The sequence below is a fragment of the Pantoea sp. SGAir0183 genome (assembly GCF_043545505.1).
In genome coordinates this window covers 1114355-1139897 of sequence record NZ_CP028053.1, presented here as the reverse complement: position 1 = coordinate 1139897, position 25543 = coordinate 1114355, and the positions used below count along the sequence as shown (strand labels likewise).

24 protein-coding genes are annotated in these 25543 nt (G+C 54.5%); 4 read left to right on the top strand and 20 right to left on the bottom strand.

Annotated features, from left to right (window positions below; translation table 11 throughout):
- Positions 1-70: 70 nt before the first annotated feature.
- A complete protein-coding gene (gene glyA / locus C1N59_RS05495) occupies positions 71-1324 on the bottom strand; it encodes a serine hydroxymethyltransferase (RefSeq protein WP_033740908.1) in 1254 nt (417 codons plus the stop codon).
- Positions 1325-1648: 324 nt separating this feature from the next.
- Between glyA and hmpA the strand changes: the two genes are divergently transcribed.
- The gene (gene hmpA, locus C1N59_RS05490; RefSeq protein WP_277282956.1) at positions 1649-2833 is read left to right on the top strand and encodes an NO-inducible flavohemoprotein; all 1185 of its coding nucleotides are present in this window, start codon (positions 1649-1651) and stop codon (positions 2831-2833) included.
- A gap of 238 nt (positions 2834-3071) precedes the next feature.
- On the opposite strand, the gene C1N59_RS05485 is transcribed toward hmpA, so the two are convergent.
- The 7 genes from C1N59_RS05485 to purL form a co-directional block, all read right to left on the bottom strand.
- A complete protein-coding gene (locus tag C1N59_RS05485; RefSeq protein ID WP_394550408.1) occupies positions 3072-3578 on the bottom strand; it encodes a hypothetical protein in 507 nt (168 codons plus the stop codon).
- Between the two features lie 429 nt (positions 3579-4007).
- Positions 4008-4346 (bottom strand): nitrogen regulatory protein P-II, encoded by a 339-nt coding sequence (gene glnB / locus C1N59_RS05480; RefSeq protein ID WP_003848647.1) that lies wholly within the window; start codon positions 4344-4346, stop codon positions 4008-4010.
- Between the two features lie 90 nt (positions 4347-4436).
- A complete protein-coding gene (gene glrR / locus C1N59_RS05475) occupies positions 4437-5771 on the bottom strand; it encodes a two-component system response regulator GlrR (RefSeq protein ID WP_006120648.1) in 1335 nt (444 codons plus the stop codon).
- On the bottom strand, positions 5771-6442 hold the full coding sequence (qseG, locus tag C1N59_RS05470) for a two-component system QseEF-associated lipoprotein QseG (protein WP_033740913.1): 672 nt from the start codon (positions 6440-6442) through the stop codon (positions 5771-5773). The genes glrR and qseG overlap by 1 nt, the downstream gene beginning before the upstream one ends.
- A gap of 3 nt (positions 6443-6445) precedes the next feature.
- Positions 6446-7873 carry a sensor histidine kinase gene (locus C1N59_RS05465; RefSeq protein WP_394550407.1) on the bottom strand — a complete coding sequence of 476 codons (1428 nt, stop codon included), beginning with the start codon at positions 7871-7873 and terminating at the stop codon, positions 6446-6448.
- Positions 7874-8096: 223 nt separating this feature from the next.
- Positions 8097-8387, bottom strand: a complete 291-nt coding sequence (locus C1N59_RS05460) for a hypothetical protein (protein WP_394550406.1) — start codon at positions 8385-8387, stop codon at positions 8097-8099.
- A gap of 54 nt (positions 8388-8441) precedes the next feature.
- Complete coding sequence (gene purL, locus C1N59_RS05455; protein WP_394550405.1) at positions 8442-12332, bottom strand: phosphoribosylformylglycinamidine synthase; 3891 nt, start codon at positions 12330-12332, stop codon at positions 8442-8444.
- A gap of 270 nt (positions 12333-12602) precedes the next feature.
- Here purL and mltF point away from each other — a divergent pair, with 270 nt between their 5' ends.
- A complete protein-coding gene (mltF, locus tag C1N59_RS05450; RefSeq protein WP_054633320.1) occupies positions 12603-14060 on the top strand; it encodes a membrane-bound lytic murein transglycosylase MltF in 1458 nt (485 codons plus the stop codon).
- On the opposite strand, the gene tadA is transcribed toward mltF, so the two are convergent.
- Both tadA and yfhb read right to left on the bottom strand, forming a co-directional pair.
- A complete protein-coding gene (gene tadA, locus C1N59_RS05445) occupies positions 14057-14551 on the bottom strand; it encodes a tRNA adenosine(34) deaminase TadA (protein WP_006120653.1) in 495 nt (164 codons plus the stop codon). The two genes, mltF and tadA, sit on opposite strands and share 4 nt — an antisense overlap.
- Before the next feature lie 72 nt (positions 14552-14623).
- Entirely contained in the window at positions 14624-15262 is a 639-nt protein-coding gene (gene yfhb, locus C1N59_RS05440) for a phosphatidylglycerophosphatase C (RefSeq protein ID WP_039340020.1), read from the bottom strand.
- A gap of 155 nt (positions 15263-15417) precedes the next feature.
- Between yfhb and C1N59_RS05435 the strand changes: the two genes are divergently transcribed.
- Together C1N59_RS05435 and C1N59_RS05430 are read left to right on the top strand one after the other, a co-directional pair.
- Entirely contained in the window at positions 15418-16257 is an 840-nt protein-coding gene (locus C1N59_RS05435) for a MurR/RpiR family transcriptional regulator (protein WP_006120655.1), read from the top strand.
- 263 nt (positions 16258-16520) lie between these two features.
- Positions 16521-16769 carry a YfhL family 4Fe-4S dicluster ferredoxin gene (locus C1N59_RS05430; protein WP_033741000.1) on the top strand — a complete coding sequence of 83 codons (249 nt, stop codon included), beginning with the start codon at positions 16521-16523 and terminating at the stop codon, positions 16767-16769.
- Here C1N59_RS05430 and acpS read toward each other — a convergent pair.
- The 10 genes from acpS to rseA form a co-directional block, all read right to left on the bottom strand.
- On the bottom strand, positions 16766-17146 hold the full coding sequence (acpS, locus tag C1N59_RS05425) for a holo-ACP synthase (RefSeq protein WP_006120525.1): 381 nt from the start codon (positions 17144-17146) through the stop codon (positions 16766-16768). The two genes, C1N59_RS05430 and acpS, sit on opposite strands and share 4 nt — an antisense overlap.
- Complete coding sequence (gene pdxJ, locus C1N59_RS05420; protein WP_394550404.1) at positions 17146-17877, bottom strand: pyridoxine 5'-phosphate synthase; 732 nt, start codon at positions 17875-17877, stop codon at positions 17146-17148. The genes acpS and pdxJ overlap by 1 nt, the downstream gene beginning before the upstream one ends.
- Before the next feature lie 72 nt (positions 17878-17949).
- On the bottom strand, positions 17950-18681 hold the full coding sequence (gene recO, locus C1N59_RS05415) for a DNA repair protein RecO (RefSeq protein WP_394550403.1): 732 nt from the start codon (positions 18679-18681) through the stop codon (positions 17950-17952).
- 4 nt (positions 18682-18685) lie between these two features.
- Complete coding sequence (gene era, locus C1N59_RS05410) at positions 18686-19591, bottom strand: GTPase Era (protein WP_033740928.1); 906 nt, start codon at positions 19589-19591, stop codon at positions 18686-18688.
- A gap of 48 nt (positions 19592-19639) precedes the next feature.
- Positions 19640-20320, bottom strand: coding sequence for a ribonuclease III (gene rnc, locus C1N59_RS05405; RefSeq protein ID WP_006120517.1), 681 nt, complete (start codon positions 20318-20320; stop codon positions 19640-19642).
- Between the two features lie 130 nt (positions 20321-20450).
- Positions 20451-21425 carry a signal peptidase I gene (lepB, locus tag C1N59_RS05400; protein ID WP_054633316.1) on the bottom strand — a complete coding sequence of 325 codons (975 nt, stop codon included), beginning with the start codon at positions 21423-21425 and terminating at the stop codon, positions 20451-20453.
- 9 nt (positions 21426-21434) lie between these two features.
- Positions 21435-23234: a translation elongation factor 4 gene (lepA, locus tag C1N59_RS05395; RefSeq protein ID WP_039340027.1), complete on the bottom strand. Its 1800-nt coding sequence runs from the start codon at positions 23232-23234 to the stop codon at positions 21435-21437.
- A 219-nt stretch (positions 23235-23453) separates the two neighbouring features.
- Entirely contained in the window at positions 23454-23918 is a 465-nt protein-coding gene (rseC, locus tag C1N59_RS05390; RefSeq protein ID WP_039340029.1) for a SoxR-reducing system protein RseC, read from the bottom strand.
- Positions 23915-24871 (bottom strand): sigma-E factor regulatory protein RseB, encoded by a 957-nt coding sequence (gene rseB, locus C1N59_RS05385; RefSeq protein WP_006120511.1) that lies wholly within the window; start codon positions 24869-24871, stop codon positions 23915-23917. Before rseB ends, rseC begins: the two co-directional genes overlap by 4 nt.
- Positions 24871-25524, bottom strand: coding sequence for an anti-sigma-E factor RseA (rseA, locus tag C1N59_RS05380; protein ID WP_054633315.1), 654 nt, complete (start codon positions 25522-25524; stop codon positions 24871-24873). The genes rseB and rseA overlap by 1 nt, the downstream gene beginning before the upstream one ends.
- Positions 25525-25543 lie beyond the last annotated feature (19 nt).

Genomic DNA, 25543 nt, shown 5'->3' with positions numbered 1-25543 from the left:
CACGTGAGACGGGCAATAAAAAAGGATGGCCGGGGCCATCCTTTTTCAACCGTTGACTCACCTGACGGGATCAGGCGTAAACCGGTAAGCGCGCACAGATATCCAGCACTTTTTGCTTCGTGCGTTCAATCGTGGCTTCGTCGTTCACATCGTCCAGCACGTCAGCAATCCAGCCGGCCAGTTCACGCACGTCCGCTTCTTTAAAGCCACGACGCGTGACCGCTGGGGTACCGATACGTACACCGGAGGTGACAAACGGGCTTTTCGGATCGTTCGGCACGCTGTTTTTGTTCACGGTGATATTGGCACGGCCCAGTGCCGCATCCGCTTCTTTACCGGTCAGGTTTTTGCTCACCAGATCAATCAGGAACAGGTGGTTGTAAGTGCCGCCTGACACGATGTTATAACCGCGTTCCAGTAAGACCTCGACCATCGCTTTCGCGTTTTTTGCCACCTGCTGCTGGTAGGTTTTGAACTCGGGTTCCATCGCTTCTTTGAACGCCACGGCTTTACCCGCAATGACGTGCATCAGCGGGCCGCCCTGGCCGCCAGGGAAAACCGCAGAGTTAAGCTTTTTGTACAGTTCTTCGTCGCCACCTTTCGCCAGAATGATGCCGCCACGCGGACCGGCCAGCGTTTTGTGGGTTGTAGAAGTCACAACGTGCGCGTGCGGTAAAGGGTTCGGGTAAACGTCAGCCGCAATCAGACCCGCAACGTGCGCCATATCCACAAACAACCAGGCACCAACGCTGTCTGCGATTTCGCGCATTTTGGCCCAGTCGCAAATACCCGAGTACGCAGAGAAACCGCCAATGATCATCTTAGGCTGGTGCGTTTTTGCCAGCTCAGCCAGTTCGTTGTAGTCAATTTTACCGGTTTCATCGATACCATAAGGCACGACATTGTAGAGTTTGCCCGACAGGTTAACAGGCGAACCGTGCGTCAGATGACCACCGTGCGCGAGGTTCATACCCAGAATGGTATCGCCTGGCTGCAGCAGGGCGGTAAACACAGCAAAGTTAGCCTGTGAACCTGAGTGCGGCTGTACGTTGGCATAATCTGCACCAAACAGCGCTTTCGCACGATCGATAGCCAGCTGCTCAACAATATCTACATACTCGCAGCCGCCGTAATAACGTTTGCCAGGATAGCCTTCAGCATATTTGTTGGTGAGCTGTGAACCTTGCGCCTGCATTACACGCGGGCTGGTGTAGTTTTCAGAAGCAATCAGTTCAATGTGCTCTTCCTGACGCACTTTCTCTTGCTCCATCGCCTGCCACAACTCGGCATCATAATCGGCAATGTTCATTTCACGCTTTAACATCCGCATCTCCTGACTGGCTATCTTTAAATCGGCAAATTACGCCCCCAAAGGGCGAAGGCAGACAGTGTAAACCCTTTTACCAGGGGACGGTAGGGCCAATCCCCTCTTTTTACGCAAACGTTTGGCTTCGCATTGGCGATGTGTTTTTGGCTCGCTTTGCAAGCGGTTTCCCGCTGTTTTTCCCCGCACCCTGTAACGGAAATTTTCCATTTCTCCGTCTGAAAATTTGCCGCTCAGTCTTCCTGTAAACCACAACGCTATTTACAGAACAAAACGCCCGGCCATAAGATGCATTTAAAATGCAACTTTAAGTGAGGTATTCCCATGCTTGATGCCAAGACGATTCACATTGTGAAATCCACCCTTCCCGCGATTGCGGCATGCGGCCCCGATCTGACGGCCCATTTTTACAGTCAGATGCTCTCTCATCATCCAGAGTTAAAGCATGTCTTTAACAGGGCCAACCAGCGCAATGGCGCACAGCGTGAAGCGCTGTTTAATGCGATTTGCGCCTACGGGGCCAATCTGGACAATCTGACGGCGCTACGGCCAGCCGTCGAAAAAATTGCCCAAAAGCACGCCAGTCTGACGATCCAACCTGAGCAATATAAAATTGTGGGTGAGTATTTACTCTCCTCTATCGACGCCATGCTGAATCCTGGCGAAGCGGTGCTCGCCGCCTGGAGACGCGCCTACACAGTGCTGGCCGATATATTTATCCAGCGTGAAGAAGCCCTTTATCAGGCATCGGCACACCAGCAAGGCGGCTGGCGCGGCACGAGAGCCTTCTTCATCAGCGCGATTGAGCAACAAAGTGACGTGATCAAAAGCGTTACCCTCGCTCCTGTTGATGGTAAACCCATTGCGTCCTTCAGGCCGGGGCAGTATGTGTCACTGCATCTGCAGCCAGCGGGCTTCCGTTATCAGCAAATTCGTCAGTACTCACTCACCACCGTCAGCAATGCGCAGACCTACCGAATTGCGGTAAAACAGGAAGCCGGGGGAACAGTCTCAGGCTGGCTGCATCAACAGGCCAAAGCAGGCGATGAGATTCAGCTGACGCCTCCACACGGGGATTTTTTTCTCCAGGCAAGTCCGACGACGCCGGTCACGTTGATTTCAGCGGGCGTAGGGCAAACGCCGATGCTGGCCATGCTGCATGCGCTGGCTACCCGGCAGCACCCGGCAGCGGTCAACTGGTTACATGCCGCTGAAAACGGCCAGCAGCATGCCTTTGCAGATGAAGTGCGCGCGGCCGGTGACCTGTTGCCTGATTTTGCCCAACATATCTGGTATCGCGAGCCAAATCAGGGCGATGCAGGTCGTTATGATGCGCAAGGCCTTATGGATCTGGCGAGCGTTTCACCACGTCTGCAGGAGGTGAATACCCACTTCTATCTTTGTGGGCCGCTGGGCTTTATGCAGTTCGTCGTTCAGCAGCTGCTGGCGGTCGGCGTGACGGCGGACAGGATTCACTATGAGGTGTTTGGTCCGCATAAGGTAATGTAATTTGCGGCTATGAACGGCCCTTCTGGCATCTGTTATACGCTGAAAGTAAGGAGCCGTTCAGTGCGTATTACAGTGTTCATGCGTGAAGAGCGACGCGTTGGAGTCGGAGTCGGAGTCGGACATATTTTCATAGCGGAACAGATTACCGCCTATCCAGGCGCTTTCGCACGCATGGCAGCGTTTTACTTACCACTATTGAGCCGGGTAATCGTTAACGCATGGGAAGAAATAGCAGAGTTTAACTTTCTTTTATTGATGGCAATGTATCAGCGAGGGCCTTTCTTAGTTTCAGCAAACAGGATTGTTTCCAGTATCCTTCTGGCAAAGCTTTATGTAATGTCGGGAATGTTTCGTTAAAATAGTCACGCAGTTCATCACGGCCCGGTTCGATAAAAGGCGCTGCACATATGTGATCAATATTTGCCTCATCAACAAATTTTAACACCTCGTTGGGATTCTCAGGTAAAGCACAGGCCATGACAATATTTAAACTTTCCTGAAAAGAGGTCATCCCTAAGAATGGCGATTTGCTTAACACGGGATAAAGTCTTATCCAGCGGGTTTCCCCCTGGGCTATAAGCTCCCCTATTTTGTCGTAATCGCTGTCTGATAAGCCCTTACTATCATGATAATGCGAAGCGGTTAATACTTTACTGTAAAGCGCATCTTCGCCGGAAACGGTCTGACAGGATGCGAGAATCAGAGCGAATATCATTATCCCTTTTACTTTCATTGTATAAGTCATTTTCTGTCAACGCGCCTTCGGTTTTCCTGTAGATATTAAGAGAGTAAATTACACGTCCCTTTATTAACGGCCGTAGTTATAACACGCGAGAACATAAGGCTATGATTAACTGCACCCAATTATAAAAGCGCCATGATAACGTTAAGATCATTAGTCGTTTTTGATTTAGATTAATAGCCAAATGAAAGAACATTAACCTTAAATAACAAACAACATGCTAATCGAAATAAAAAACCAAAAAATTAATGCGATACAAAGAGATAATAAGTGAGTTGTACAATTTGAAGTTAATGTTGCCCAGATGATAACGTGCTGGAAATGACTGATTATTGCCCCTTCCTGAAATCAGGCAGGGGCACACTGACCAGCGATAAACGTTGTCCCGCATCGCAGTCGCAGTTCAGAAGCAAGCTTCGCTTCTGAAAAGGATTAAATCGCTTCCTCGTCCTCTTCACCGGTACGGATACGCACCACGCGAGCGACATCGAAAACAAAGATTTTGCCGTCGCCAATTTTGCCGGTTTGCGCGGTGCGCATGATGGTTTCGACGCAGGTGTCCACGATATCATCGCCTACCACCATTTCAATTTTCACCTTCGGCAGAAAGTCCACCATATACTCTGCCCCACGGTAGAGTTCCGTGTGCCCTTTCTGGCGGCCAAAGCCTTTCACTTCGCTTACGGTCATCCCGGTGATGCCGACTTCAGCAAGCGCTTCGCGCACATCATCAAGTTTGAATGGTTTAATTATTGCATCGATCTTTTTCATGTCAGACCCTTTCCTCGCGCCCTCCGTGGTCAGAGGGATTTTTTAAGTATAAATGTCGCTGGCCATGCTGCAGGCTGGTGCGGCAGAAAATTACTCTTTAAAGTCACTGGCGTCCAGTTCGTGACGTGACAGCAGCTTATAGAATTCAGTACGGTTACGTCCAGCCAGACGCGCCGCGTTGGTCACATTTCCTTTGGTCATCTGCAACAGCTTGCGCAGGTAATTGAGTTCAAACTGATTACGCGCCTCGACAAAGGTTGGTAATGCGCTGTTTTCGCCGCTCAGTGCCTGCTCTACCAGCGCATCGCTGATCACCGGCGAGGAACTGAGCGCCACGCACTGTTCAATCACATTCACTAACTGACGCACGTTACCAGGCCAGCTGGCGGAGATCAGGCGCTTCATCGCATCCACCGAAAAACTGCGCACCTGCGGTTTGTGACGGTCCGCGGCCTGGCGCAGCAGATGATTAGCCAGCAGCGGAATATCCTCGGTACGTTGATGCAGCGCCGGTATTTTCAGGTTAACGACGTTCAGGCGATAAAAGAGATCTTCACGGAATTCGTTTTTCTCCATCGCTTTCGGTAAATCCCGGTGCGTGGCGGAGATAATCCGCACATTGATATCAATATCGTTGTTGCTGCCAAGCGGCCGGACTTTACGCTCCTGTATGACCCGCAGCAGTTTAACCTGCAGCGCGGGCGGCATATCGCCGATTTCGTCCAGAAACAGCGTCCCGCCTTCGGCCGCTTTAAACAGGCCGTCGCGTGCGCTGACCGCACCGGTAAAGGCACCTTTCGCGTGACCAAATAACTCCGATTCCAGCAACTGCTCGGGCAAGGCACCACAGTTGATCGCGATGAACGGCTTGTCGGCGCGCGGACTGGCAGCATGGATAGCCTGCGCCAGCACCTCTTTACCCGTCCCGCTTTGCCCGTTGATCAGCACGCTGACATCCGACTGAGCAACCATGTGCGCCTGTTCAAGTAAGCGCAGCATCTGAGGATTGCGTGTTACGATGGCTTCCCGCCAGCGGTCGTCGCTGACCGGGACGCGCTGCGCGAGCGCTTCATCGATTGCCTTATAAAGCGCATCGCGATCGACCGGTTTGGTTAAAAAGCTAAATACGCCCTGCTGGGTTGCCGCGACGGCCTCTGGAATCGAACCGTGTGCGGTTAAAATGATGACCGGCAAGCCCATATGGCGTTTCTGGATTTCGCCAAAAAGCGCCAGGCCGTCCATCTCATCCATGCGCAAATCGCTTATCACCAGATCGATTTTCTCTTTCTGCAACAGCCGAAGCGCGTCAGGCCCACTGGCTGCGGTGGTCACCTGATAGCCTTCGCTGCTCAGCCGCATCCCTAACAGTTTCAGCAGGCTGGGATCATCATCCACCAGCAGCAGATGTGCCGCATGTTTTATCATTACTGCTCTTCCTCTTGTGGCAACGCCGTTCCATGACTGCCTTCTGGCATCTCTGAGGTTTTGCGCGACGAAAGCTGGCGTTCGATATCGGTTAACCGCTCCAGCTTGCTTTGCGTATCGCTTAACTGCTGCCGTAATTTTATCTGCTGCTGACGCAGCGCGTCCGTCTGCGCATCGCTGCTCTGCTGCAGATGGACGTACCGCGAACGTAGCGCACTTAAATCCAGCTGTGCCGCCTGGTTACTGCGCCAGAGCTGGATGAGTGCCCGCAGGTTTTGCGGGAACTGCTCACTGTAGCTGTCCAGCTCGGTGATATAGTCGCGCCGTTCCAGTGGCGTTACGTTGCCATTTGCCATGAGTACGCCCTGTTTAAAGGCTCGCGACCAGCTGTCTACTGGCCAGCGGTGCGCCTCGGCGCGGGCTTCCGCGGGCGAAAGTCGTTCGGCGCAGTCAATACTGCGCATCCAGTAAAGGGGATTGGCAAGCGCGGCAGTGTTTTCAATATGCCAGATATCGCTACAGCGGGTTGTCAGATAATCCACCAGGCGCGTTTCAGGCACCGCGACAGAGTTTGGTGCGGGCTGGGATGCCGAGGTCGCCGGTGAGGAGGCACAGCCGCTGAGCATCAGGGTGCTCAGTGCGCTTATAAGAATCGCGGCAAAAAATTTCATACTTCAGACTTTCCCGGCGGTGGTATTCAGTTCAATGCGAAAACAAACATCCGCGTCATCGCGGCTGACCAGTTGCAGGTTGCCGTGCATACGGCGCAGACAATCCTTTGCGATACTTAACCCCAGCCCACTGCCTTTAACCGGCCCTTTGCGCTGATGGCTGCCCTGAAAAAAGGGCTCAAAAATCATTGCCTGCTCATGCTCGGGAATGGGCGTACCGCTGTTAGCGACCTCAATGATGACTGTATCGCCCTGCTGCTGGCTACGAAGCCAGATGTTACCGGATTCATTGCCATAGTTCACGGCGTTAGAGTAGAGGTTATCGATCACACTCATTAATAGCATAGGCTCAGCCAGGCAATCTGTGGCCTTCAGATCGATCTCAACATGCATCTGTTTGTTACGCGCCGAAAGGGCGTGGGCATTCACAACGTCATGCACAATATCGTCCAGTTTGACCGCCTCAAGCGTGATTGGCCCATCAGCGAGCCTGCGGTTGTAGTCGAGCAATTGTTCAATCAGGTACTGCAAACGACGGCTGCTGGTATCGAGTATGGAGACGATTTCTTTCTGCTCCGGATTTAGCACGCCCGCGACTTCATCCGCCAGAAGCGCCGTGCCTTCACGCAAACTGGCCAGCGGGGTTTTCAGTTCGTGTGAAAGGTGGCGTAAAAATTCGTGTCGCTGAGATTCAAGCCAGTGCAGCCGCTCGCTCAGCCAGACAATACGTTGCCCCAGCGAACGCAATTCCCGTGGCCCCCGAAACACCATGCTGCTGCCCAGTTCCCGCCCTTCGCCAAGGCGGTTAATCATCCGTTCGACACTTTTGACCGGACCGATGATCATGCGGGTAAACAGCAGCGTGAGTGTCAGGCTGATAATGAACAGAATCAGCGCCTGCCAGCCAAAGAACTGACCGCGATCGGCGATTTCGCGCTGCAGCTGTAAGCCGCGGGCGAATACCACCTCCCGCGTGTCGTGCACCAGTTGTGCGTTGGTTGCGGAAAAACGGTCAAGCGCCTGCGCAGCACTGCCCATCGGATTACCGTTCTGGCACTGCAGGGTTTCCAACAGCGGCAGCGTGTCCCGTAGCGTCTTAAAAGCCGGTAAATCGGGCAGATTATCAGCATGGGAGCTGAGCATCTGGCTGTAACGAATCCGCTGCGTCTGATACAGCTTCGCCAGCGAGGCATCACCCAGTACGCAATACTGACGATAGCTGCGCTCCAGCTCAATGGCGGTTCGTGCCATGGCTTCGCTGCGCCGGACATCGGTAAAGGTGTTGCGGTTAGTGTCCGCCGCCTGATTGCTGAGTGCGGAGAGGCTTTCCCATGCTTGCCAGGCCAGTACCAGTAAGGGCAGGAGCACCAGCAAAAAGGCCATCAGCACCAGCTGACGCAGAGATTGGGGGAAAAAACGCCATTTTTTCACGCGACGGCTTCCATAAAGATACGCTTACCGGATGCTAGCGGAGTCGGCCCGGAGAAGGAAGAGGCAGAAAAGAAAACGGCAGACCATCTGGCCTGCCGCAGACGCGCCGCCTTAGCCACGCGTGAGAATGGGTGGAGCCTAACTCAACGTTACGTCCGATGCTTGATAACGATGCAATGCATACGATTATCGGTGTGGTGGACGGCAGGCTCCGTTTGGTGCGTCATTCGGGCTTTATGAGCTCTGACCGCAGCGCGGTGGCATTCATAAACAAGCGAATGAGCAGCGCGATAATTATAGCAAAGATCATGCCAACAATAAAAGCCCCTTTCTGTTCAGGCTCTTGCAGGTAAGCGAGCAGTGAAAGCGGCCCATTCAGACCATCTGGTCTGGCAAATGTGTCGCCAAATGCCAACACATTTTCATCGTACCTCTGCCGTATAGTAAAATCATAGAGATAGATGTCACCAATCAGCGACATCAAAAGGTGACGGCTGTCTCCTTTTGCCAACATCTCGTGCCCATAAAAAAAGGGAGGCACCTGGCCTCCCCATTTTTTTTACGACAATTAACCCAGTTGTTTGCGCGCGTTACGGAAAATGCGCATCCATGGGCTGTCTTCCCCCCACTCCGCCGGATGCCAGGAGTTGCTGACCGTACGGAAAACACGCTCAGGATGCGGCATCATAATGGTGACGCGCCCGCTTTCGTTGGTCACGGCAGTGATGCCATTTGGCGAACCGTTCGGGTTGGCCGGATAGGTTTCCGTCACCTTACCGCTATTGTCCACAAAGCGCAGCGCCACCAGCCCTTTGGATTCCAGCGCCGCCAGGTGAGCACCATCGCGCACTTCTACAAAACCTTCTCCGTGTGATACCGCAACAGGCATCCGCGAACCCGCCATGCCATCCAGCAGTAATGACGGGCTGGCGGCCACTTCAACCAGGCTGAAGCGCGCTTCAAAGCGCTCAGACTGATTACGCACGAAGCGCGGCCACAGTTCGCTGCCAGGAATCAGCTCGCGCAGGTTGGACATCATCTGGCAACCGTTGCAAACACCCAGCGCCAGCGTTTGCGGACGATGGAAGAAGGCTTCGAACTGATCGCGCACACGCGGGTTGAACAGGATAGATTTCGCCCAGCCCTCACCGGCTCCCAGTACGTCACCGTAAGAGAAGCCACCACAGGCCACTAACGCCTGGAAACGTTCCAGATCGATGCGTCCTGCCAGCAGATCGCTCATATGAACGTCCACGGCGGTAAAGCCTGCGCGGTCAAAGGCTGCGGCCATTTCCACATGAGAGTTAACACCCTGCTCACGCAGCACGGCCACGCGCGGACGGGCACCTGTCGCAATCATCGGCGCGGCAACGTCCTCTTCCGGCCTGAAGGTCAGGCTGACGTTAAGACCCGGATCGTTGTCGTCCTGTTTTGCCTGATGTTCCTGATCAGCACAGGCCGGGTTATCACGCAGACGCTGCATCTGCCAGGTGGTTTCCGCCCACCAGGTACGCAGCGTGGTGCGACTTTCGCTGTACACAGCACTGTCGCCTGAACGAATCACGAAGCGATCGCCCGGCTGTGCGCTGCCCAGCACATGACTGCACTGCGCCAGTCCATGTTGAGCCAGAATCTGCTCGACACCTTCACGATCGGCGGCCTTGATCTGAATGACTGCGCCCAGTTCCTCAGTAAACAGCGCCGCCAGCGCATCACTGCCCAGCGCCGCGATATCAACATCTACACCGCAGTGACCGGTAAAGGCCATTTCTGCCAGCGTGACCAGCAGGCCCCCATCGGAACGGTCATGGTAGGCCAATAGTTTCTGTTGGCTGACCAGCGCCTGCATCGCATTAAAGAAGCCTGCCAGTTGCTGTGCATCACGTACATCGGCAGGCTTGTCGCCCAGTTGACGATACACCTGCGCCAGCGCGGTTGCGCCCAGGGTATTGGCACCGTTACCCAGATCGATCAGCAGAAGCAGGTTGTCCTGATCCGCCATCAGTTGAGGCGTCACGTTGCGACGAACATCTTCGACACGAGCAAAGGCGGTAATCACCAGCGACAGCGGCGACGTCATTTGGCGTTGTTCAGTGCCTTCCTGCCAGCGGGTTTTCATCGACATGGAGTCTTTACCCACCGGGATAGTAATGCCCAGTGCCGGACACAGCTCCTCACCGACAGCTTTCACGGCGTCATACAGGCCCGCATCTTCGCCCGGATGACCCGCGGCTGACATCCAGTTTGCCGAGAGTTTCACACGCTTCAATGACCCCACGGGCGTGGCGGCCAGGTTTGTCAGCGCTTCACCAACAGCCAGTCGTGCTGAGGCGGCAAAGTCGAGCAGCGCCACCGGCGCGCGTTCGCCCAGAGCGAACGCTTCACCATGATAGCTGTCGAGGCTGGCGGTCGTGACCGCACAGTTGGCTACCGGGATCTGCCAGGGTCCTACCATCTGATCCCGTGCCACCATGCCGGTCACACTGCGATCGCCGATGGTGATCAGAAAGGTTTTTTCCGCCACGGTCGGTAAGTGCAGAACGCGATTCACCGCCTCCGTTAAGACGATGCCATCACGGTGTAACGGTGTGCCCTGCGCCTGCTGTTTGACGACATCGCGCGTCATTTTCGGGGTTTTCCCCAACAGCACATCCAGCGGCATATCAATTGGGCTGTTATCAAAGTGGCTGTCGTTGAGCGTCAGATGCTGCTCTTCTGTGGCTTCACCGATAACCGCAAAAGGCGCGCGCTCACGCTCGCAAATCGCCGCAAATTCAGCCAGCTTTTCGGGTGCCACCGCCATGACGTAACGCTCTTGCGATTCATTACACCAGACTTCCAGCGGGCTCATCCCTGGCTCATCGCTGAGGATATCACGCAGGTTGAAACGTCCACCGCGACCGCCATCGCTGACCAGCTCAGGCATGGCGTTCGACAGCCCGCCCGCACCGACATCGTGGATAAACAGAATCGGGTTGTCGTCGCCTAACTGCCAGCAGCGGTCAATCACTTCCTGGCAACGCCGTTCCATTTCCGGGTTGTCACGCTGTACGGAGGCAAAGTCGAGATCAGCGTCAGACTGGCCCGACGCCATAGATGAGGCCGCCCCGCCGCCCAGACCGATATTCATTGCCGGGCCGCCCAGTACGATCAGCTTTGCCCCGACAGTAATCTCGCCTTTCTGGACGTGATCGGCACGGATGTTCCCGATGCCACCCGCCAGCATAATCGGCTTGTGGTAACCGCGCAGTTCAGTGCCGTTGTGGCTGTTGACCTGTTCTTCATAGGTACGGAAATAGCCATTCAATGCAGGACGGCCAAACTCGTTGTTAAACGCCGCGCCGCCCAGAGGGCCTTCAGTCATAATGTCCAGTGCGCTGACGATGCGCGCGGGCTTGCCAAAATCCTCTTCCCACGGCTGCTCAAAGCCCGGAATACGCAGGTTCGACACCGAGAAGCCGACCAGACCGGCTTTCGGCTTCGCGCCCCGTCCGGTCGCCCCTTCGTCACGAATTTCGCCGCCGGAGCCGGTTGCCGCGCCAGGCCACGGCGAAATCGCCGTAGGATGGTTATGCGTTTCGACCTTCATCAGAATATGCGCCGCTTCCTGGTGGTAGCCATATTCCCCGTTTTCGGCATCCGCAAAGAAACGTCCTACTTTAGAGCCTTCCATCACCGCCGCATTGTCTTTATAAGCCGACAGGACATAATCCGGCGTTTGCTCAAAGGTGTTCTTAATCATTTTAAACAGCGATTTCGGCTGTTTTTCGCCGTCAATAATCCAGTCGGCGTTAAAAATCTTGTGACGACAGTGCTCGGAGTTCGCCTGAGCAAACATATAGAGTTCGATGTCGTTAGGGTTACGGCCCAGCTTCGTAAAGGCTGCCAGCAGGTAGTCAATTTCGTCGTCTGCCAGGGCCAGGCCCAGCGATGTATTGGCATGAACCAGTGCCTGACGGCCTTCACCCAACACATCAACGCTTTTGACCGGCTGAGGTTCGTGGTGGGCAAAAAGTTGTTCGGCCTGATGGAGATCGCTGTACACCGTTTCCATCATGCGGTCATGCAGCAGCGCTGACAGCGTTTGCCACTGGGTTTCCGTCAACTGGGGTGCCTGAACATAAAACGCCAGACCGCGCTCCAGTCGACGGACCTGTGACAGATCGCAGTTATGCGCAATATCTGTCGCTTTTGAAGACCATGGCGAAATGGTGCCTGGACGTGGCGTGACCAGCAGCAAACGCCCTTGTGGCGCATGTTCAGCGAGAGAAGGACCGTACTTGAGCAGGCGCTGCAGACGGGATTTTTCATCCTCACTCAACGGCGCGCTGACATCGGCAAAATGGACGTACTCAGCGTAAATATCACTCACCGGCAGATGAGCGTCCTGAAAGCGGGCCAGCAGTTTGTTTACACGAAATGCCGACAGGGCGGGCGAACCACGCAGAATTTCCATCATAAGATCTCTCGTCTTTGAAACGCCGGGTGCGACGCTTCATTGGGCGCAACAGGGGGAAAACGGGGCGTATTATAGAGAAAGCCACTCCGCGACGAAACCGTTTGCGCAAAATTTATGGCCAACAAGATTTGGCTGATAATTGCGCAAAAATTGCTTTATAAGTTGCTCTGCCTCAGTTTGTTGCGCAAAATGCCCCTCGCTCTGGGAGTTAAAACAAAATCAATACTGCCTTAAAAGACAGAGGCCTTGGAGCCATCGAGAGATAACTATTTGAAACGCCTGAAATTAAATTATCTGTTTATCGGTCTGCTCACCGTGCTGTTAGCACTGGCACTGTGGCCGTCCATTCCCTGGCATGGGAGCGGGCAGGATACGATTTCACAGATTAAAGCACGGGGAGTGCTACGGGTCAGTACCGTAAACTCACCGTTGACTTACTACACCGTGAATAAAGCACCGGCCGGGATGGATTACGAGCTGGCGAAGCGTTTCGCCCGTTATCTGGGCGTCAGGCTGGAAATCACAGTGCGCGCGAATATCAGCGACCTGTTTGATGCGCTTGACGACGGCAAAGCCGATTTGCTGGCCGCAGGCCTTATCTATAATAATGAGCGACTGAACCGCTATCAGACGGGCCCCAGCTATTACAGCGTTTCCCAGCAGTTGGTTTATCGTGTGGATAAAACTCGCCCGAAAAACCTGGGCGATTTAAAGGGACGGCTCGTCGTTGCCTCCGGATCGGCTTATCTGTCTACACTCAAGAGCGCCAGAGCGGATCACTATCCCGACCTTGACTGGGCTATCTCGACCGATCAAAGCCCGAAAGCGCTACTTGAGGCCGTCGCCGAGGGCAAGCTGGATTATACGATTGGCGATTCCGTCACCATCGCACTGCTTCAGCGCATCCATCCACAACTGGCGGTCGCCTTTGACGTCACGGATGAAGAGCCGGTGACGTGGTATATGCCCCGCGAAAGCGACGACAGCCTGAACGCGGCCATGCTGGATTTCTTTAATGGCATGGGCGAAGAAGGCGCAATGGCGCGGCTGGAAGAGAAATACCTCGGGCACGTTGGCACCTTTGATTATGTGGATACGCGCACCTTCCTGCGTGCGATTGATACGGTTCTGCCTGATATCAAACCGTTATTTGAGAAATACGCCAGTAATATCGACTGGCGTTTGCTGGCCGCTATCTCCTATCAGGAATCACACTGGAATCCGCAGGCGACATCACCGACCGGCGTGCGCGGCATGATGATGCTGACGCGCAATACTGCCGACAGCGTGGAAGTGGGCGATCGAACCGATCCTGAGCAAAGTATTCGCGGCGGCAGCCAGTATCTGCAAAATATGATGGATAAAGTCCCGCAGTCCATTCCGGAAGACGAACGTATCTGGTTTGCGCTGGCCGCCTACAACATGGGTTATGCTCATATGCTGGATGCCCGTAAGCTCACGGCAAAACAGGGTGGCAACCCGGACAGTTGGGCTGATGTGAAACTGCGCCTGCCGATGCTGAGCCAGAAGCGTTATTACGCGCAAACGACCTACGGCTACGCGCGGGGCCAGGAAGCGTATAACTACGTGGAAAATATTCGTAAATATGAGATTAGCCTGGTGGGCTATTTGCAGGAGCAGGAAAAGCGCCTTGCCCAGCAGGCCGCGCTGGAAGCGGAGATGGGCAAAGGCTATCCTGCCGTTTCGCCACAAGTGGCAATGAATTAGCTTTCGCGCTGCGCCTGTCGCAGCGCTTTTTGTTGCTGACGACGCATGCGGAAAAAGTCGCTCAGCAGCGCCGCGCACGCGTCTTCCAGCACGCCGTGATCTAACCTTACCTGATGGTTCATCCCCGGATGACCCAGCACGTCAATCAGCGAACCGGCTGCGCCGGTTTTCACATCGTGCGCGCCATAAACCAGACGACCTATCCGGCTATGCACCATCGCGCCGGCGCACATGACGCACGGCTCCAGCGTCACATAAAGCGTGGTATCCAGCAGACGGTAATTTTCCAGTACTTTCCCGCCCTGACGAAGCGCCATAATCTCTGCGTGCGCGGTGGGATCATGCTGACCGATAGGCCGGTTCCAGCCTTCGCCAATGACGCGGTCGCCATGAACCAGGACGGCGCCTACCGGCACCTCGCCCTCATCCCATGCGCGTTGCGCCAGCGTCAGCGCCCGGCGCATCCAGTATTCATCTTGTTCTTGTGTCACACGAACCACTCCCGGCAGCAAAAAGCGGCGCATTATACCGGGCATGCCGGCAAAACCGAAGCACAGTACAGGTTATTCTAACTGCTGCAATTCACCCGCCGGCGTGACGCGCCAGCGGTGCTGACAAAAGAACAATAACGGGTTGTCCTGCTTGCTGTCGCTGTAACCACTATAGAGTTGCAGTGGTGTGCCGATGTGTTCTTCTAACTGCACCACTTTTTCGTGGCCCAGACAGCGCAATTTCAGTACGCGCCCCCCCAGGCCGCGCTGCATCTGGCTGGCAATCAACTTTACTCTGGGCAGAAACGCCGAATCGTAATAGACCTGCTCCACCAGCGACTGCGGCGAGCCCGTAATCAGCCACACATCCGCATCATCGCTGCTGAGGTACTCGCTGAGACGCTTCTGCACCACCGGAAACGCTTTCACGCGCTGGCGAAACCACTGAGCAAACTCGGCCTCCAGTCGTAACAGGGTGGTTTCAGATCGGCCAAAGGTGATTGACCAGAGCAACAGGCTCATCGGCCAGCGGGCCGCACGCCCTTTGAACAGCAGCCCCGCGCCGACGACGGGCAGCAAAGGCACGACCAGTAGCAGATTCAGGGGCTTGCGGCGCAGCAAATAGCGCATGAAAGTGCCAAACATATCCTGTTGGTGCAATGTGCCATCAAGGTCGAAAAACACCACGCGACGTTGTCTCTCGTTGGTCAAACAGCTCTCCTTTTTAACGAATATGCATCAACAGCCTCTATTGTAGTCATCTTCGCGCAGCGAGGCGATGACTGTCATTTTTTATTCCAGTGGCTACAATGCTTTTAGAATCATTTATTCCTTGCGGACGCACCGCTACATCATGAGGACTGGGCATGAGTTCATTGCTGCGCATTCGCCAGCTTTATCCTTCACTGGCGCTGAACGAACGCCGGCTGGCGGATTTTTTACTGTCACAACCGGATCGGGCACGGCATTTAAGTTCACAAAAGCTGGCAGAAGAAGCTGGCGTCAGTCAGTCCAGCGTCGTTAAGTTTGCGCAAAAACTGGGATATAAAGGTTTTCCGGCACTCAAGCTGGCACTGAGCGAATCGCTGGCCGATAAAGATGCCATCACCGTGCATAATCAGATCCTCAGTGACGATCCCCTTAAGGCTGTGGGCGAAAAATTACTGACAGAAAAGCTGTCGGCCATTCGCGCGACCCTGGATATCAACAGCGAAGAGAAGCTGAATGCCGTCTTGCAGCTGCTTAAGCGCGCACGCCGTATTTTACTGGTCGGAATCGGCGCATCCGGCCTGGTGGCAAAAGATTTTTCCTGGAAGCTGATGAAGATTGGTATCAATGCCGTCGCGGAGCAGGACATGCACGCGCTGCTGGCCAGCGTACAGGCCATGTCATCCGGCGATGTGCTGCTGGCGATCTCTTACACGGGTGAACGTCGTGAGATTAACCTGGCCGCGCAGGAAGCAGTGCGGGTGGGCGCGGACGTGCTGGCCTTTACCGGCTTCACGCCTAACACACTGCAGCAGTGCGCCACGCACTGCCTGTACACCGTTGCAGAGGAACAAAGTACGCGCAGCGCCGCGATCTCCTCGACTACCGCCCAGCTGGCATTAACGGACCTGCTCTTTATGGCGCTGGTACAGAACGATCCTGAGCGCGCGTCCAGCCATATTCGCCACAGCGAGGCGCTGGTGAAGAAGCTGATTTAGCCGCGCCGGGCTCAGGGCGCGCGATATCCTCATAACGGCCCGGTAACGTTCCGCTTACATGAGTGTTCATTTATCTGCATCATGTTTGCGAGGAACACGCTGTGTTATTGTACGCAGCGTAGCGCGCCTGACCCGGATCCCTTAGTTGAGTGACGAGGAGAAGGCGATCCATCGTGCTATAACGGCGTTATTTCGGGTGCTGTGGCGAGCATACTTGTTCGCCGCAGAAACGCCCTGCTCCCTTTACTGACTCAGAAACCGCGATGTCTTTACTGATTACAGAACGATGCATTAACTGCGATATGTGTGAACCCGAATGCCCGAACCAGGCTATTTCGATGGGTGAGATGATTTATGAGATTGAGGTGAGCCGCTGTACCGAATGTGTGGGACATTATGATGTGCCGACCTGCCAGCGGGTTTGCCCTATTGATAACACCATTGTGACGGATCCCCAGCACATCGAATCACGCGATGCGCTGTGGGATAAGTTTGTTGCCCTGCACGGTTAGCTTTCGATAATGACCGTAGCACAGGCATAGTGGCGCTCGTCGGCCAGGGTGACATGGACATGCTGTACACCCAGCCGCTGCGCCACCTCAGCAGCATGATCGAAAAAACGCAGGAGCGGTTTACCCAGCGCATCGTTGTAAACTTCAAACTGATTGAATGCCAGTCCGCCGCGAATGCCGGTGCCAAACGCTTTGGCTGCCGCTTCTTTAACGGCGAAACGTTTAGCCAGAAAACGCACCGGCTGACGATGCTGCTGATACTGCTGCCATTCGGCCTCACTCAGCACGCGACGCGCCAGTCGATCGCCAGAGCGAGAAATCACATCGGCAATCCGCTCTATTTCGACGATATCGCTGCCCAGTCCCAGAATAGCCATTAGCGACGCGCTTCTCGCAGCAGCTGTTTCATGGCTTTGACGGCGTCAGGCAGGCCGCTCATCACCGCCCGACCAATGATCGCATGACCGATGTTCAGCTCATGCATTTCCGGTAGCGCGGCAATCGGCAGGACGTTGTGATAAGTCAGACCGTGACCGGCGTTAACTTTTAATCCGCGGCTGGCCGCAAAGGTGGCCGCCTGACGGATCCGGGCCAGCTCAGCGTCGCGCGCCGGGCCTTCAGGGGCTTCAGCATAGGCACCGGTATGAATTTCAATATAAGGTGCGCCGCTGGTGACAGCCGCTTCGATTTGCCGGTGATCGGGATCGATAAACAGGGATACCAAAATGCCCGCCTCACTGAGTTTTTTTACCGCGGCATTAAGTTTTTCCTGTTGTCCGGCGACATCCAGTCCGCCTTCGGTGGTCACTTCCTCACGCTTTTCCGGCACCAGGCAGCAGAAGTGCGGTTTGATATCACACGCGATGTTCAGCATCTCATCGGTGACCGCCATTTCGAGATTCATCCGCGTTTCGATGGTATCACGCAGAATACGCACGTCGCGGTCGGTAATGTGGCGGCGATCTTCCCGCAGGTGCACCGTGATCCCATCCGCGCCCGCCTGTTCGGCGATATAGGCCGCCTGGACCGGATCAGGGTAATGGGTGCCACGCGCGTTGCGGACGGTAGCAATGTGGTCGATGTTAACGCCTAACAGTAACTCAGCCATGACAATCCTCGGTTCATTATGGTCATTGTATGGAGTGTAACGCGCCCTGATGCGATTCCGCTACGACCCGCATCAGGGCTCGCCGGCAATATCGGGCTTTTTTTTCGGTGTAAACTGACGGAAAAGCTCCTGACTTTTTAACGGCTTGCCCCCCAGATAGGGTTTTAGCGCCATGCGGGTAAAGCGCTTCGCCGCGCGCAGGGCATCCGCATCGGGAAATTTACGCGTGGAGAGCGCCTGCAGGTGTTTACCTGTAAAGCTGCGCTGATTGAGCACCAGACTGGCGATAAAGCCCTTTTCTTCCCGGTAGCTGTAGGTCATGTCTTCACTGACCGGTTCACCACTGCCTGCGCAGTGCAGGAAATCCACGCCATAGCCAAGGTGCCCCAACAGCGCCAGCTCGAAACGACGCAGTGCAGGTTCGGGTGAACCCTCGGCGGCGGCCAGCGTCTGGATACATTGCAGATAGTCAAAAAACAGGTCGGAAAAGGGGATGTGCTGTTCCAGTACCCGAGACAACAGCTCGTTGACGTACAGGCCGCAGTAAAGCGTGATACCACTGAGGGGGAGAGCAAGCGAAACCGCTTCGGCATTGCGCAGCGTTTTCACCTCACCACGACCGCTCCAGCGCACCAGCAGCGGGGTAAAAGGCTGAAGCGTGCCTTTTAACTGAGAACGCCGTGATCGCGCTCCTTTTGCCAGGACACGAACACGGCCTTCACTTTCACTAAACAGGTCAAGCAGCAGACTGGTTTCGCTGAAAGGACGACTATGCAGCACAAAGGCGCGTTGCCAGCCTTCCATTTATTCAGAGATCGTCTGTGTAACCCAGACTACGCAGCGCACGTTCGTCATCTGCCCAGCCGGATTTAACTTTAACCCACAGTTCGAGATGCACTTTGGCATCGAACATCTCTTCCATGTCCTTACGCGCTTCAATACCAATGGTTTTGATTTTGGCGCCTTTATTGCCAATCACCATTTTTTTCTGCCCTTCGCGCTCGACCAGAATCAAACCGTTGATGTCATAACCGCCACGCGCGTTAGACACAAACTGTTCGATTTCGACTGTGACCGAGTAAGGCAGTTCCGCACCGAGGAAACGCATCAGCTTTTCACGGATAATTTCGGATGCCATAAAGCGCTGTGAGCGATCGGTAATGTAATCTTCCGGGAAGTGATGGTCAGATTCCGGCAGATGCTTGCGGGCGATGGCGGCGATGGTGTCGACATTTTTACCGCTTTCGGCCGAAACCGGCACGATATCAATAAAGTTCATCTGCTCACTGAGGAACTGCAGATGCGGTAACAGGACGCTTTTATCCTGGATGTTGTCGATTTTATTGATCGCCAGCAGAACCGGCACTTTGCCATCGCGCAACTTGTTTAACACCATCTCGTCGTCGGGCGTCCAGCGCGTGCCTTCAACCACAAAGATGATCAGTTCAACGTCACCGATAGAACTGCTGGCCGCACGGTTCATCAGGCGGTTGATCGCTCGCTTCTCTTCCATATGCAGGCCGGGCGTATCCACGTAAATCGCCTGATAAGCGCCTTCCGTATGGATGCCCATAATGCGGTGACGGGTGGTTTGCGGCTTACGCGACGTAATTGAAACCTTCTGCCCCAGTAACTGGTTCAGTAAGGTGGATTTACCGACGTTAGGCCGGCCAACTATCGCGACAAAGCCGCTGTATGTAACATTTTCGCTCATTCGAGTCCTGAGGTTTTCAGCGCCGGTTGCGGCGCCGGGATAATACTGTTATTCCAGACCAAGTTTAATCAGCGCCTGTTCAGCCGCTGCTTGTTCAGCTTTACGGCGGCTGGAGCCCACGCCCACCACCGGTTCTGCCATGCCACTCACCTGACAGTGAATGGTAAATTCCTGATCGTGGGCTTCGCCACGAACCTGCACCACTAAGTAACTTGGCAGCGGCAGATGACGGCCCTGCAGGTATTCCTGCAGGCGCGTTTTCGGATCTTTTTGTTTATCACCCGGACTGATTTCGTCCAGGCGCGTCTGATACCAGTCAAGGATCAGCTTTTCGACCGTCTGAATATTACTGTCGAGGAAGACACCACCAATCAGCGCTTCCACGGTGTCCGCCAGAATAGATTCACGACGGAAGCCGCCGCTTTTTAATTCGCCGGGCCCCAGACGCAGGCATTCACCCAAATCGAATTCACGCGCCATCTCTGCCAGCGTATTACCGCGCACCAGCGTCGCGCGCATGCGGCTCATGTCGCCCTCATCCACACGCGGAAAACGGTGGTAGAGCGCATTTGCAATCACGTAGCTCAGAATCGAATCGCCTAAAAACTCCAGGCGTTCGTTATGCTTGCTACTGGCGCTGCGATGCGTCAACGCCTGCTGTAAAAGTTCAGAATGTGTAAAAGTGTAGCCCAGTTTGCGCTGAAGCTTGTTAATCAGGATGGGGTTCATGCGATTCCAGTTCTGTTTTGCGTCTGTCACTCTGCATACCAAACAGGGCTGAGAATCCAACACATTCTGTTTGGTGTGCAGTGGCCCCCATGACGGAGGCCACCCTATTTTGCCTGACTCTCAGGCTGGCTTAATGGATACCGCCGATACGACTCAGTCGTACGCCGGTTGGCCACTGGCCTTCTTGTTTTTCAAAGCTCATCCAGATGGCGACCGCTTTACCGACCAGATTGCGCTCGGGAACAAAGCCCCAGTAGCGACTGTCGGCGCTGTTGTCACGGTTATCACCCATCATGAAATACTGCCCCTGCGGCACAATCCAGCTCGCCTGCGGCTGGCCGGGCTGCTGATAGTACATGCTCGCCTGGCTTTGTGCTTCCGTCACCAACAGAATGTCATGCGTCACATTGCCCAGCGTTTCTTTGCGCGTGGCCAGACGTAATCCACCGCGCATGGTTTCATTCAGCGGCACCTGGTAGAACCCGTTACCGGCTTCGTTACCATCAAACCCGCTAAACGTCTGAACAAACTTGCTTGGCTCAATGTTGCTGTAGGTGACGGGCAACGCTTTGCTGCAAGGCTTGCCATTATCGCAGGCCGGATTAATAGTCAGCGTTTTACTGTAGGGATCATAGGTTACACGATCGCCCGGTAGGCCAATCACGCGCTTGATGTAGTCCAGGCTGGGATCTTTTGGGTATTTAAAGACCGCAATATCGCCACGCTTAGGATGCCCGGTGGGGATCAGCGTGGTTTGCGTAATCGGATCTTTAATGCCGTAAGCAAACTTCTCGACCAGAATAAAGTCACCAATCAGCAGCGTGGGCATCATCGATCCTGACGGGATCTGGAAAGGCTCATACACAAATGAGCGCACAAAGAATACCACGGCCAGCACCGGAAATACGGAGGCAGCGGTTTCAATCCAGCCCGGCTTAGGCGCCATTTTTGCCAGCGTTTTTTTATCGAGCGTGCCGCCTGACTGCGCCTGTGCCGCCGCCTGCAGCGCCCGGCGCTGTGGTGCCCACTTGATACGATCGATCACCCAGAGAATACCAGTAATCAATGTCGCTATCGCCAGGACTAGCGCGAACATATTAGCCATTTAAGATCCTTATTTGCTGTCTTTTCCGACATGCAGAATGGCGAGGAATGCTTCCTGCGGCAGTTCAACGTTACCGACCTGCTTCATTCGCTTCTTACCCTCTTTCTGCTTCTGCAACAGCTTTTTCTTACGACTGACGTCACCGCCGTAACACTTGGCAAGGACGTTCTTACGCAGCTGTTTAACGGTTGAGCGAGCGATAATGTGGTTGCCGATTGCCGCCTGAATCGCAATATCAAATTGTTGACGTGGGATGAGGTCTTTCATTTTCTCAACCAGCTCACGTCCACGATAAGGTGCGTTATCACGGTGGGTAATCAGCGCCAGCGCATCAACACGTTCTGAGTTAATCAGCACGTCGACGCGCACCATGTCAGAGGCCTGAAAACGTTTAAAATTGTAGTCCAGTGAAGCATAGCCGCGCGATGTTGATTTCAAACGGTCAAAGAAGTCGAGCACCACTTCAGCCATTGGAATCTCATAGGTCAGCGCAACCTGATTGCCGTGGTAAACCATATTTGTCTGAACGCCACGTTTCTCGATGCACAGCGTAATGACGTTGCCGAGGTATTCCTGCGGCAGCAACATGTGACACTCCGCAATCGGTTCACGCAACTCCTCAATGTTATTGAGCGGTGGCAGCTTCGAGGGGCTGTCCACATAAATGACTTCGCCGCCCGTGGTTTCCACTTCGTACACCACCGTCGGTGCGGTCGTGATCAGATCGAGATCGTACTCACGTTCCAGACGTTCCTGAATGATCTCCATGTGCAGCAGACCCAGGAAGCCGCAACGGAAGCCAAAGCCCAGCGCGGTTGAACTCTCTGGCTCGTAGAACAGAGAAGCATCGTTCAGGCTCAGCTTGCCCAGCGCATCACGAAACGCTTCGTAGTCATCAGAACTAATCGGGAACAGACCGGCGTAAACCTGTGGCTTCACTTTTTTAAAGCCAGGCAGCGCTTTGTCCGCCGGGTTACGTGCTGTTGTCAGGGTATCGCCCACCGGCGCGCCCAGAATGTCTTTAATGGCGCAGACCAGCCAGCCGACTTCGCCACAGTTCAGTTCAGTGCGGTCAACCTGCTTCGGCGTGAAAATGCCCAGTCGATCGGCGTTATAAACCTGGCCGGTACTCAGTACCTTGATTTTATCGCCTTTACGCATGGTGCCGTTTTTCACACGAACCAGCGAGACAACACCCAGGTAGTTATCGAACCAGGAGTCGATAATCAGTGCCTGCAGCGGCCCTTCCGGATCGCCTTCTGGCGGCGGAATATCGCGCACCAGGCGCTCCAGCACTTCAGGTACGCCGACACCGGTTTTCGCCGAGCAACGCACGGCATCGGTGGCATCAATACCGACAATATCTTCGATTTCCTGTGCAGCACGTTCAGGATCGGCGGCAGGCAAATCGATTTTATTCAGCACCGGCACGACTTCCAGATCCATCTCAATCGCGGTGTAGCAGTTAGCCAGGGTTTGCGCTTCAACGCCCTGTCCGGCATCCACCACCAGCAGCGCACCCTCACAGGCGGCCAGTGAGCGGGAAACTTCGTATGAGAAGTCAACGTGTCCCGGCGTGTCGATAAAATTGAGCTGGTAAGTTTCGCCGTCTTGGGCTTTGTAATCGAGCGTCACGCTCTGTGCTTTGATGGTAATACCACGTTCACGCTCAAGGTCCATTGAGTCCAGAACCTGCGCGGCCATCTCGCGGTCAGTTAATCCGCCACAGATCTGAATCAAGCGGTCAGAGAGCGTGGATTTACCGTGGTCAATGTGGGCGATGATGGAGAAATTTCTTATGTGCTTCATTTATAGAGATATCTTCACGTAGAGAATCAGTTAGAAACCTGAGCACAGACACATTCAGGAAGATCGCTCTTAACCCACAATCCTGTCAGCCTCATTAATGACGACGCATATTACACTGTTAAGGCCGCGCATAAAAGAATGGAACGTCGTGGAAACGAAACAGTTTTTTGCGCGTCAGGCTTAAGACAAAAGCCGCAACAAGTGCGGCTTAAGCAGGGGTCAGGCTTCGCTTTCAACACGAAGCGCATCTGGGGGCAAGGCGATATTGAGGATAACCGGCTGGAAGGCCTCACGATCGCCAAATTTCATGGAAATGCCTTTGGCGACGATAAAGCCGCCAACTCCGCCTAACAGCGCGCCGCAGGCGGCGGCCAGGTCGCTGCCGAACAGGGCCTGGAACAGACCCGCGAACAGAAACAGGCCAAACAGCGGCGTCATGTATACCAGCAGTGCCGAACCGAGCAGGCTGCTCTCTTTGATGCCCAGTTCGACACGTTGGCCCGGAGCCAGGGGCTTGCTGCTGGCGATTTGCATCACATGCGCATTCTTTGGCCCCAGCTTATTCAGCATATGGCTGCCACAGCCTTTGCGTGCCTGGCAGCTGTTGCAGGAGGTTTTGGCTTCGGTATGCAGTGTCGCGATACCATCCTGCCATGCCACCACGGTGGCCCATTCTCTCATCATTTTTTTGCCCCAGGATTAACACTGTCCGCGATACGTTTGGCCGTCGCAGGCGGTAACTCGCCAACGACCGTAATTTCGTAATTATCGCGTATTACGGTTTCCACCGTACGACGTCCCGTGCGCAATGTCTGTGCGACGCTGTTTTTATCTGCCGGCGTAACGTTTACAGCAAAGCTAAACAGACCATCGCTGTACAGCCGGGATTCAAGGGATTTATTTAACGCGGGAAGCATACGCCGGCTTTGGGAAACGAGCGTCATCCCTGCGGGAAGCCAGGCGGGCTCCCAGTCCAGCGTCGCATTGTCTGATTTGGTTAATGAGAGCGACGGCGGCAGATTGGCTTTTTCAAGGCCCTGCATCAGGTTGCGTACGCCATCATCCACCGCGAAGCTGATCACGCGAAACTGTTCCATCGTTTCACCGTCACGATCCAGCAGATCCACGCGCAGCGGTAGCTTGGTATCCACATCCAGCCATACAACATAGCTGTAGCGCGTGCCATCGCGCGACACTACGCGCACCACATCACACATTTGATCGGCAATGCGGGAACGGCCGACGGTAATAAAGTCATAAGCCGCATCAAGCTTGGCAAAGTCGGCGTAGATAATCGATGGCAACGCATCGACGATGTGATTGCCGGGAAGCGAGAAAGGCTCAATACCCGGTTCGAAATAGCTGATGTCGTTGCCGCGCTGAATGACTTCGCGACGCGGACCGTCCATCTGCAGAATCTGTGCATAGACGCGATCGTCGATTACTGCGTGACGATAACGGAGCGATTCCATACCAAGACGGGAAACGTTGATGTAGGCGAATTCGTAGTTGAGCGTCTGACTTGCCTGCTCCATCTGCTGTAATAACGCCCCAGACGCAGAAACCTGCGCTGGGGCGGCAGTGGACCACAACAGGCTGCCCGTCAGAAGACTAACGGCATACCATAGCGGCTTCATTACTGCTGCTGCATTCCTAATGACTGATTACCCGGTACATTGGCCTGCGCTTGTTTTGGCGCATTGGTTTCGAACTGCAGCTGATCGGCGTGCAGACGGCGCTGAAGTTCGTAGTCCTGCAGCATGGCGTTCACGCGGCGACGCTGGTCCTGCACCTGTTGTGAGGCATTGCCTGAACCAAACATATCCGAGGGGACCCCCAGACTGACAGGTGACGCTTTGCCCATCACTGGCAAGGTGTTGAATACCGGTGAGTCAGAGCTTTCCACGCTGCCGTTGGTGGGTTGGTTATAGTGCTGAACACCCACAATTACCGCCAGGGAAACACAGGCTGCGACGCCGACCTGCGTAATCTGGGCCGCCCAGGGGCGAACTTTGTGCCAGAACGGCATTTTTTCCCAGCGAGAAGGCTCGGGCTGTGCTTCAGGAATCAGGGACGTCACATTACGCTGTGGATCGTTTTCGATGGCAGCGGCAACGCGAGCAGAAATATCAAAATGCAGGTGTTCACCAACATCGCCACGCATGGTATCGCGAATCAGATGGTAGCGTTCCCAGCTTTTTTGTAGATCTGCATCCTTAGACAGGGCTGAAATCAGCGCGTTATCTAAAGCCTCACCATCCATTAAAGCGGAAAGTTTTTCTTTCTGCATGCCTAATACCCTTCCAGTA